This is a genomic window from Nostoc sp. ChiVER01, assembly GCF_034531155.1.
Classification (GTDB): domain Bacteria; phylum Cyanobacteriota; class Cyanobacteriia; order Cyanobacteriales; family Nostocaceae; genus Nostoc.
Genome location: NZ_JAVRBS010000029.1, coordinates 87472 through 97400, shown reverse-complemented (window position 1 = coordinate 97400; position 9929 = coordinate 87472). Strand labels below are relative to the sequence as shown.

Below are 9929 nucleotides of genomic sequence, written 5' to 3'. Positions count from 1 at the left end.
AGCTCTTTTTGAAGCATATCTTGAGCTAAAAGTTCATTTTATGATTCAAATCACATTAATTACACATTTGCTTTGCTGTCAAATTTTTGATCGCAGCTTTTACAGATGAAATATATGAAGTGATTATTCTAGGCGATCGCACCTCTAAAACTAGAATGCGATCGCCTTTCCAGTTCGGTCTACTGACTGTTGATGCCCTCGACCAAAGGTTTTGACCAAATGTATGACTGAAATGGTTTCATAGAACCTTTGAGGAATGCAGTGCAGGTGCTTGAGCGAAAACTTCTTCTAAATGCGCCCAGGTAGTGGTGCAAAGCACTTCAGGAGATATTGCCCACAACGACAAACAGGACAAGGACTGGACTTACGCAAGTATCACAAGCCAAGGCAGAGAGTATGCTTTTCTCCAACACCTAACCACCTATATCCTCATAATCCCCTCACTCCAGACGAAATCCTGCATCAACTTCTATTTCTGCCTTAGCAATTGGGTCATCCTCGTCATCATTAAAGAACCCATCATCCTCAGAATCTTCTCCCAAAACATTTGATCCGGCTGGTTCTGTCGCAACAGCTAACGACACAGGACTTGGCCCAGTGGAATCAAAAAAAGAAACCGAAGGGGGAACCAAATTAGCTGAAACAGGAGTTATTCCTACTCCGTTAGTTCCAATTGTTGGTTGTAAGCCAATTGCACCTTGCGAGAAAACTCCACTATGAGGATTAACAAGAACTATCTGGGGCAACCCCTCCATCCCAAACGTCCGTTTCATTTTAATGATCTGAACTTCAAGTTGCGCGATCGCATCATGGAGGGCTGACTGCAATTCAACACCAGATACCCCCGCAGCAGATAGCGCAAATGGTAGGTAATACGCCCGCAGCGCCTCACATACTAACTCAGTTTGCCCTCGCTTCTTCGACTGGAGATAACTAATTACTATACCGTCCTCCATATCTTTATTCCGCATGATACGCGCCAACTCAACCGAATCAGCTGGCTTACTCGCTCTTGCCATAACTTCTCTTCTATATAACGTGCAAATCAAGCTTCTCAGTAAGCTATTTGTCAATACTCTTACTTTAACCATACAGTGGGAGAACTCACCCCCGTATTTACTCCGAACTACCCCAATTCACACACTAATTACCCCAATTAAGTGAAATTTGGTTTGATTTTTTGTCAATCAAAATAAATAATTAACTGAAAAATAAACTCTAACAATCCCCATAATTGAGGTATTCTGAGGGCAAATTAACCCAATTATTTCAGCATTACGTCGAAGTTAATCAACTTAGGATAGAATCCCACAACCTTCTCTGCACAAGCATTTACTTCAGTCGCATTCTACTACAGACCATTGCTGTCGCCGTACAGTCCTGTAACTAAAACAAGGTATGTTTAGTAGGGTCATTTTATCACTAAAGTTATTATCAATAAACTAGATTAATTGACAGTCCTTTAATACCAATCGTCTTATTTTGTAGTATAAAATACTACTTTTGTCATATATTTACTGTTTGATAAATAAACAGATTAAAAAATAATACCTATAAATAATTGTAATTACGTATAATTGAATCCACGATGATGGATAGTACCCACTACGCGATAGCGTTCGCGGAGCGTCTGCTCCAGAAGCGCCGACCTGTCGGTTCGCACACTGGCGACATAGCCATATAATCCCTACAATCACTACATCCCAGCAATTGCAGAATTAACAATAAGGTTTAGGGCTTCAGTGTCAGTACAAGATGAACCACAAGATATTAACCTCATGGTATTTATATCACAATAGTTACAGTACTCTCACTGTCGGCATCTAGATACAGTATAGTTTATACCAAAAATAGCAGCGATATTGTCCGCAATTGATACCGCATCTGTTGTCAGATTTCCGGTTATCCCCACCTCCCCGAGTGCAGTCTCCAACTATGCCACTTAGTCCCGCAGTGAAACAAGGTATGGTAAGTAACTCCATAAAGCGAACTAAATCTATCAAGGTATACCTCTTTGAGGAAGAGAAAACTACCATTGAGGAAAAAGCGATCGCCACAGGGGTAACTGCATCTGAATATTTACGTTCCTGTGGGTTAAGGCGGGTACTAACGGCAAAACCGTCTGCCGACTTAATAACTATCCGTGCTACTGCTGGAAACCTCAAAAGCGAACTGATAATGTTATCTCACTTGGCTAAGGAAACAAACAACCAGCAAATTTTGGATACTGTTAATAATGCGATCGCACTCGTAGATCAGACTATAGCTGCTGCATTTAACCTAGACGTTCCAGACAAATCACCCTCAAGCCAAGATAAATAAGGCATTACAGGTTCTATATATCCACTTTAAACTCCCTCGATTTGATTCCCGTCATTTATAAAAAACCGAATTTTCTCGACACGCTCAAGTATGTCTTGGGGAAAGATGATGCTGCGATTGTCGATACTAATATGATGGGAACAAAGCCAGATGAATTTAACCAGCAGTTTCTCACCATCAAGTACACCAACAAAGCAGTTAAACGGCAGTGCGCGCACCTCATCATCTCAATCGCCCACCGCCCAAACTACCACGAGCATTTATCCAACAGTCAGTACAGTTATGTAGCAAGGGAATATCTCAAAGATATGGGATACTTGCCCAAGGAAGAATCATCTGTAGCAGCTACGAGTCAGTTCGTTGCAGTACGCCACCACGATCGCGACCACGAACACCTGCATATAATCGCCTCCCGAATTCGGTTAGATGGCAGTTTAGTTAATGATTCCTATGATTATTTCAACTCCCAAGTCTCAACTAGACGCATCGCGGCGGAACTAGGGTTAGAGGTGACACCGACAACGAATGAAGCCGTCGCCTCTAAGTTACAGCAAGAGTACGGGATAACTGCACTCACCAGCCCCAACCGCTCAAAAAGTATTAGAGCAGTCAACAGTAAGCACAAAACCCCAACAAGTAAGGAAATTATTCGCCAAGCAATAGGGGAAGCCATCAAGGATAGTCTCACTGTCTCCACGTTCATCCAACGCTTGGAGGAAAACAACATTGGGGTATTGCCTAAAATGCGGGGGGAGGAACTACTAGGCTTTACCTACATCCATAATGATGTGAAAATTGCTGGTTATCAAGTATACAAATCCTATAGTTGGAACAAACTGCGGTCTGAATATGGAATAACATACGACCAAGAAAAAGATAAAGATAAAGAAGTAATTCAACAAGCTAAAGCCAGAGCAATTAACCGCATAAATATTAATACTATAAGTAATAATGAGTACTTGTATGCTGATAAATCTACTAGCAGCAGTAGAAGTGATGGTAATGGCGATACCGATAATAACTCCAAAATACTTGAGAATACAAAAGTACTAAATAGTAATTATCCAGATCAAATTTCGACAATACAACCAAAATTAGAAGATAAACCCACGTCGGAAGCAAATAAGGTTAAGAAAAAAGTACAGCCGCATCTGAAGGAACAGCACCCACAACAGGATATTTCAGAAGAAAACCGTCTATCCACTGCTCAACAAATCCTGCAAGAGCAATCTTCCCCTACTCCCCCTTTTCCTAACCTTCTCCCTTCTAACCTCAAACATCTGCCTTCTACAATCACTGACTATATGCTTGTTACCAATAATTTCCGTATCAAGGGACAGGAGTTGAGTGCCAGCTTGGATGCCAATATTCTAACTGTTTACCGTCATGGGGATAATACTTCTGTGATGCAAACCTGCTACAGTCAGGGAAACTGGTACGAAGAGATACCAACTCGATTAACAAGAAACGAAATTGAGCAGATTGAAAGTCTGCGTTTCTTTACCCAACAAGCATTAATGAATAAACAGCGATCGCAAAGAGGTATTGAGCAATAGTAAATCTGTAGATAGAGAGAATTTAATCTACTCAGAATAGGGGTAGGACTGGCAAAGACACTGTTGGCGAAGTTGTCACCAAGTGCAAACTAAACAGTTTAGGTTTTAAAAATTTCGTTTAGCAATCCGGGTTCTTTGTCTAGCTGGATGTGAAGGGGCAGCTATTTGTGGATTTGTGGGGCATAAAAAATTGTTTTGTCTATTGGTGTCTAAGCATCAAAAGTACAATTTCTTGCGCTCGTATTTGTTAGAGATGAATTAAACCGTAAAATGCAGAAATTCGCTAACTTCAAGCCAGGTGCGTTCAACAGACAAGCTATCTGGGTTGATTCCGTGAAAGTCTAGATTCTTTTTCTCATAAGCTTTTAGCCTACCTATTGTGCTTTCGGCTAATTCCTTGGTTTTAAATAAGCAAGCTTCTTCTATTTCAAAAGTCCATTCAGTATTTGATACGTAATAGTAATTTAAATCTAGAAAGTGACCAAATACTACCCATACATCTTTCTTAGGCATAACTTTTATTTTGTCTTTTATAAAGAAGAATCAGCCCCAGCATTAACAACAAAGCATCTATTTCGCAGTAGTTATCCCCACTAAATATTATATTAGTTAGCTAATTCTATAATTTTACTTTTTTTTGACATAACTCTTGTTTTGTCATAAATGTTAAAAGTAATATAACAATTTTACATTGTTTTGCATTTTTGCAGTTCTGCAATGTCTGCTAAAATATAATTTTGACAACATAACTCTCACAACAAAGACAGTTGCCCAGGCAATACATTACCCTTACGTCGCGTACAAAGACTGAGGTAACAAACTGTTTATATAGACAACAACAACCAATTCTACAACGTGGAAAGAACAACAACAACAGCCCTAATTTTTACGTTAGGGTAGAAACAAATTAATTTCCACAACGTAGAAAATGACCAAGGTAGAATGGGCGATATCCCCTCACACAGAGTTACGATTTAGCTGTGTCTTCGACCCTAAAACCTGCTTACCCATAGAGCCAATCCAAAGATTTTTGAACTACTGTAGAAAGCGACAATTAGCACCGAATACAGTAACTACATACGCTTATCGACTGGTAGACTTTTGGCGCTGGTTAGAATCCAAATCTCTCAACTGGTATGACGTTGGGTTAAATGAATTAGCAGACTTTGTGAATTGGTACTTGCTAGGTGGTGAAGTTGAAGAATCTGGTGAAAATGTGAGAGAAATTGTTGCCAAAAGGAGTCCTCGCACTGTCAATCAAGCAGTCACCGCCATCCAAGAATTTTATACCTATCACACAATTGAAGGCAGGATTGAAGAAAAACATTTCACTCTACTAGCGCATGGTTGGGGAAAACGAGGAGGCTTTCTTAGAGGAATCGCTAAAAGCAATCCTGATAAACGCAAACGCATCAAAATAAAAGAACCGAAACTCTTCAGTGGTTGTCTACTAGATGAAGAAGTCGCAACCTTAGCCAACGCCTGTACAACTTATAGAGACAGGTTAATTATCATGCTGCTGCGCTCAACAGGAGTACGGCGTGGAGAACTGTTAGGATTACATTTGGAAGATGTCAAGGACTTAGATTTCAGCGGACGCATTCGGATTGTACGCAGAGAAGACAATCCTAATCGCGCAATGGCTAAAGGAAGAGAACGAGAAATCCCCATTATTTACCATCGTTCAGCTATTCAAGAGACCTTTCATGCCTACTTACTAGAAGAATATCCGCCTCAAGCCGAAACTTTGGGAGGCGGGATGTTATTCGTCAATTTATCAAGTAAATGGGTAGGGCAAGCGATGTCCTTAGTTCGCTTAAATAAATTATTTGACCAACTCCACAAACGAACAGGAATTAAAGCACATCCGCACTTATTTCGCCATACCTTCGCTACTAGAATGCTGCAAGACAATTATCTTGACCAATATGTACAACAGCTTTTAGGACATCGTTCAATTGTCACAACGAAAGACATTTACAGTCATGTTCTCGATGAAATGACCCTAGACCAATACTTAAGAGAAGATGAAAATTAATGGCAGAAGCATTTGCACCGCAAGCATTACAGGAGCGAATCACACTCTCTGAGTTAGGGAAACAGTGGATTAATGATCCTTTGATGAATCAAGATGTTTGGTCACTGTTAGAATTGGGTTATAGCCAAGAAGAATGCCGAATTAATGGACATTATCATCTTTACTTTCACAAGTTTTCACTGCCTTGGTTAAAACGGCTGACTCAACTAACCATTAAAGCCAGCGTTCGAGAGCGATATTCCCTCGGTCGGATTATTCATCGAGTTGGCTGTTTAAACCATTTAGATAGTTTTTTGTGTAATTATGGATATACACAACCCCAATCTTTGACAGAAGCACTCCTCCATCAATTTATTAGCGAAATTAATAGCGGTAATCGTCAGAATGCGATTGCTTACGCCCTCAATCTTTGGAAAGAAGAACAATGGTTGGAAATTGCCTTTACCCCCATTAAACTCAAAAAAAAATCTCCTAAAATTGAAACAATTCCAGAGGAAGTCCTCTACCAAATCTACGAGAAATTCGATTTATTCCCCCCGACACTTGAAAGACTTTTTCGCTTGCAATTGGTGTTAGGCTGCCGCATTGGAGAAATTCTCACTATGCCACGCCATAGCCTGAAACAGGAAGGTGACAAATGGTTCTTACTACGTTGGGTTGAAAAACGCAAACACTGGAGGTTTGTTCAGATTCATCCTCTAGTAGCTGAATTAGTTCAAGAACAGCAGAGATTTCTTGATGCTCAATTTGGGAGAGATTCTGAATTTGATAAACTATTTTGTACCGTTTATACTCATCATCAAAGTATTCCTTGGGCTGATAGAGAACTAGACACAACACTGTTCTATAAACCCCAAACAATTACCAGATTGAGAATTAGTAACTGGCTAATTAATTTTCGAGAAGTAGCAGACTTAAAAGACAAACATGGCAACAGATTTAAACTAACTAGCCACATGTTTCGCCGTACCAAAGCCAGCATTATGGCTCACTGTGAGGTAGAGGATGAATATATCGCCGCCGTACTAGGTCACGGTTCCTTAGATATGCTACCTCATTATCGTCAGCGTTCGCTTATCAGGTTAGAAAAAGAAGCTAATCTCAAAGGTTATGTGGATATGTATGGTCGAGTTACTTCTTTTAAACCAAGAAAAACTAGGTATGAAAAATTAGCTAATCTCCTCAAAGTTAGTATCCCCCTGGGAGAATGTCATCGTCCAACCATGTTAGGAGATTGTCAACATCGCTATGCCTGTTTAAGCTGTCCTCATCATCGGATAACGCCCGAAGATAAATCCCAGTTAGAAGCTGACGTGAACTGCTTACAGCAAGACCTAATTCAAGCTCAAAAAAACGGACAAGAAAGACGAGTGACTGAGATTGCTAACTTATTAGCTTTAATCAAAAATCGTTTTGATGGCTTATCAGAATTGCAAAATCTTCAAGAGCAAAAAAATCATGGTTAAACGCAAGCATCAACCGATTTCAATTCACCAGACTCTTGACGGTACTTTACAAGTTAATTGGAAGACAGATTATGTTGGTGAGTTTATCTGTCCTCAGTGCCTGAAGGGACAATTAAACAGATTTTCTTACTCAAAAGGGTCTGTTTGTAAACTGAGATTGGGATGTGATTTTTGTCATCAAGTAACGTACTTAACTGGTCAAGTTCAACACTTACCAATTTCCATTCACCAAACTCTTCAAGGAACTCTGTCAGTCAATTGGGCAGAAAAGTATTCTGGAGAATTTATCTGTCCTCAGTGTAATCAGGGACAAATCAGCAAATTTCATTATACTCGTAAGCAAAGTCATCAACTCAACCTGGGATGTAATTCTTGCTCCCAGAAGACCCTGCTTTGTTGTCAAGTTCCACCTCAGTTTCACAGTTATCGCCAGCATTTAGTTTGCCCTAATCCCCTGTGCCATCAAATTGGCCCTGATGGACAGAAAGGGTGGATTTACGAGACCTTTCAAACAACTAGCAGCCAGAGTAATTGTCGCTGTTACTTCTGCCACATAAATTTTCACCCTAACGCCACAAGTTATGGCAGTTGGGTTGGGTATCAACAAGAAGAAACTTTATTGAATTTCTGTTTTGATGATGATGTTTGGGATTTTCGCCATTTTATCAAAAACTCACCCGTGAGAATCCTTAACTTTAAATCAATTAAACCTGAGTGGTTTTGCGTCCTAGTCAAGCAATATCTATATTCTTTACTCAAATCAGGTAGGTTTTCTGCTAGTGCAAAACCGATGAATTCTCTTGTGGCTTTGCGTCAGTTTAGTCAAATTTTGAAGCCAAATAATATCCACCATCTCCCTGAGATTAGCCGGGAACTAATCTTAGCCTTTCTCGACCTCAACCAAACTAACTGTAATCGAACCATTCGAGAGAAGCTATATATACTCAAAGATTTTTTTGATTTTTTCGGATTAGAATCTCTAAGCTTAGTTCGTCATCGAGATATTCCTAAACAGACAATTCAGGACGTGGATTGGTTGGATGAAATCACTCGTCAAGGAATTAAACAGCATCTTGATAAAATCCCTGCTCCTGTTGCTCGTCACTACTTAGTGCAAGAATATACGGCTGCTCGTCCAGCAGATATTTGTCAGATGGCTTTTGATTGTTTAGTTGAAGAAAATGGTCAATGGTATATCAAGTTTTATCAGCATAAGGTAGAACGATGGCACAGACTACCTGCCCCTCGTGAGATTAGACGAGTCATTGAACAACAACAGCAATGGATTAGGAAAACCTTTGGCTCAGATTACCCCTATCTGTTTTGTCATTTTAGAAGTATTAAACAGAGTTCTTACCCCTCGTTTTCTAGTCTCAAACCATTGCCCAATCCCCCTCAAGTAACAGCAAGTGGAAATCCAATGGTTCGTCTTATTCGTCTGTTGATAGAGCAAGAAGACATTCGTGATAGCAATGGTCAAAAACCCTATTTTACTGGTAAGATTACCCGTTCTAGTCGCCTCCAAGAAGTAAGGGCTAAACACGGAATGGAAGCAGCTCAACTCTATGCTGACCACCTCAGTAGTGAAACGACATTTCAGCACTATGCGCCTCCCACTAAGGAGCAAGTAGCGATAGTAGATTTACCTTTCCAGGAGCTGCTGCTGAATTCGCAAAACCGCTTCCTCCCCTGGCAAAGCCTACCTGAAAGCCTCCTCAAAAACCCTTCATCTCACGAACTCGACCTGGAAATTTCACCTCGTCTGGTGGTCTATGGTCATTGCACCCTTGACCCCAAAACAAACTGTATCTACAACCTTTATCCCAAATGTTACGGCTGTGGTAGTTTCCGCCCCAGTACGAGCAAATTACCCCTTTATGAACGGCAATATGCTGGAGAACACAAACGTATGGAGTCAGCTAAACAAGCTGGGGCAGCCCTGGCCTATGAAGAATCCAAGGCTACCCTAGAAGCAATGGATAAATGGCTATCAGATTTGAGGAAAGTTGCTAATGGCGAAGCAACTTAATCGAGAAAAACAGACTGCTGTCCTTCGGTCAGCCCAACAAAAGCGAAAAGAGCAGAAACGTGAACAAGTGTTTCGCGCTATTGAAGAGATTAAAAAAAGCGGTAAACCCTTGACCTTCCCTAACATTGCTCAAGTCGCTGGCTGTTCCATTTCCTACCTCTATAAATGGACTGAGTTAACTGAATACATTCATGACTTACAGTCGCAAAAAACACAGCAACTCAACTCATTAGAGGAGAAGCAACCTGGGCCTCATAGCCTCAAAACTCTAAGCGAAGTATTCAAGCAACGGATTCGAGAACTGTCAGCTGAAAATAGAGAATTAAAGCGACAAAATCAGAACTTGAGAGGTCATGTTGCTGAAATCTTCGAGTTGAAGTCCGAATGTGAACGTCTGCGAACACAAATTAAGCAGTTGACCATACCTGAGTCATCCCCAAAGTTGTTTCTCTGAACTCGGTTCCTAAGAAGTCTGATAATGGCGAACTCAAGAATCTATCTCAAGAGATTACTCATTT

The 9929-nt window shown here is 40.5% G+C and carries 9 protein-coding genes; 7 read left to right on the top strand and 2 right to left on the bottom strand.

What is annotated here, in order from left to right; genetic code table 11:
- Positions 1 to 86 precede the first annotated feature (86 nt).
- Entirely contained in the window at positions 87 to 215 is a 129-nt protein-coding gene (locus tag RMY00_RS28815; protein WP_322650815.1) for a hypothetical protein, read from the top strand.
- Between the two features lie 225 nt (positions 216 to 440).
- Here RMY00_RS28815 and RMY00_RS28810 read toward each other — a convergent pair whose 3' ends face one another.
- The gene (locus RMY00_RS28810; protein WP_322650814.1) at positions 441 to 1019 is read right to left on the bottom strand and encodes a hypothetical protein; all 579 of its coding nucleotides are present in this window, start codon (positions 1017 to 1019) and stop codon (positions 441 to 443) included.
- Between the two features lie 916 nt (positions 1020 to 1935).
- On the opposite strand from RMY00_RS28810, the gene RMY00_RS28805 reads away from it, so the two are divergent.
- Entirely contained in the window at positions 1936 to 2322 is a 387-nt protein-coding gene (locus RMY00_RS28805; protein WP_322650813.1) for a plasmid mobilization protein, read from the top strand.
- A 41-nt stretch (positions 2323 to 2363) separates the two neighbouring features.
- Positions 2364 to 3878, top strand: coding sequence for a relaxase/mobilization nuclease domain-containing protein (locus tag RMY00_RS28800; RefSeq protein WP_322650812.1), 1515 nt, complete (start codon positions 2364 to 2366; stop codon positions 3876 to 3878).
- 258 nt (positions 3879 to 4136) lie between these two features.
- Here RMY00_RS28800 and RMY00_RS28795 read toward each other — a convergent pair whose 3' ends face one another.
- On the bottom strand, positions 4137 to 4391 hold the full coding sequence (locus tag RMY00_RS28795) for a hypothetical protein (protein WP_322650811.1): 255 nt from the start codon (positions 4389 to 4391) through the stop codon (positions 4137 to 4139).
- A gap of 415 nt (positions 4392 to 4806) precedes the next feature.
- Here RMY00_RS28795 and RMY00_RS28790 point away from each other — a divergent pair, with 415 nt between their 5' ends.
- Genes RMY00_RS28790 through RMY00_RS28775 form a run of 4 tightly spaced genes read left to right on the top strand, consistent with a single transcriptional unit; the run spans position 4807 to position 9865 of the window.
- Positions 4807 to 5916: a tyrosine-type recombinase/integrase gene (locus RMY00_RS28790; RefSeq protein ID WP_322650810.1), complete on the top strand. Its 1110-nt coding sequence runs from the start codon at positions 4807 to 4809 to the stop codon at positions 5914 to 5916.
- Positions 5916 to 7382 carry a tyrosine-type recombinase/integrase gene (locus tag RMY00_RS28785; RefSeq protein ID WP_322650809.1) on the top strand — a complete coding sequence of 489 codons (1467 nt, stop codon included), beginning with the start codon at positions 5916 to 5918 and terminating at the stop codon, positions 7380 to 7382. Before RMY00_RS28790 ends, RMY00_RS28785 begins: the two co-directional genes overlap by 1 nt.
- Positions 7375 to 9411: an integrase gene (locus RMY00_RS28780; protein WP_322650808.1), complete on the top strand. Its 2037-nt coding sequence runs from the start codon at positions 7375 to 7377 to the stop codon at positions 9409 to 9411. Before RMY00_RS28785 ends, RMY00_RS28780 begins: the two co-directional genes overlap by 8 nt.
- Positions 9395 to 9865, top strand: coding sequence for a DUF6262 family protein (locus tag RMY00_RS28775; protein WP_322650807.1), 471 nt, complete (start codon positions 9395 to 9397; stop codon positions 9863 to 9865). Before RMY00_RS28780 ends, RMY00_RS28775 begins: the two co-directional genes overlap by 17 nt.
- Positions 9866 to 9929: the final 64 nt, after the last annotated feature.

Coding starts and splice junctions, on each gene's coding strand:
- RMY00_RS28810 (WP_322650814.1), bottom strand. CDS start 1,019: ATGGCAAGAGCGAGTAAGCCAGCTGATTCGGTTGAGTTGGCGCGTATC.
- RMY00_RS28805 (WP_322650813.1), top strand. CDS start 1,936: ATGCCACTTAGTCCCGCAGTGAAACAAGGTATGGTAAGTAACTCCATA.
- RMY00_RS28795 (WP_322650811.1), bottom strand. CDS start 4,391: ATGCCTAAGAAAGATGTATGGGTAGTATTTGGTCACTTTCTAGATTTA.
- RMY00_RS28790 (WP_322650810.1), top strand. CDS start 4,807: ATGACCAAGGTAGAATGGGCGATATCCCCTCACACAGAGTTACGATTT.
- RMY00_RS28785 (WP_322650809.1), top strand. CDS start 5,916: ATGGCAGAAGCATTTGCACCGCAAGCATTACAGGAGCGAATCACACTC.
- RMY00_RS28780 (WP_322650808.1), top strand. CDS start 7,375: ATGGTTAAACGCAAGCATCAACCGATTTCAATTCACCAGACTCTTGAC.
- RMY00_RS28775 (WP_322650807.1), top strand. CDS start 9,395: ATGGCGAAGCAACTTAATCGAGAAAAACAGACTGCTGTCCTTCGGTCA.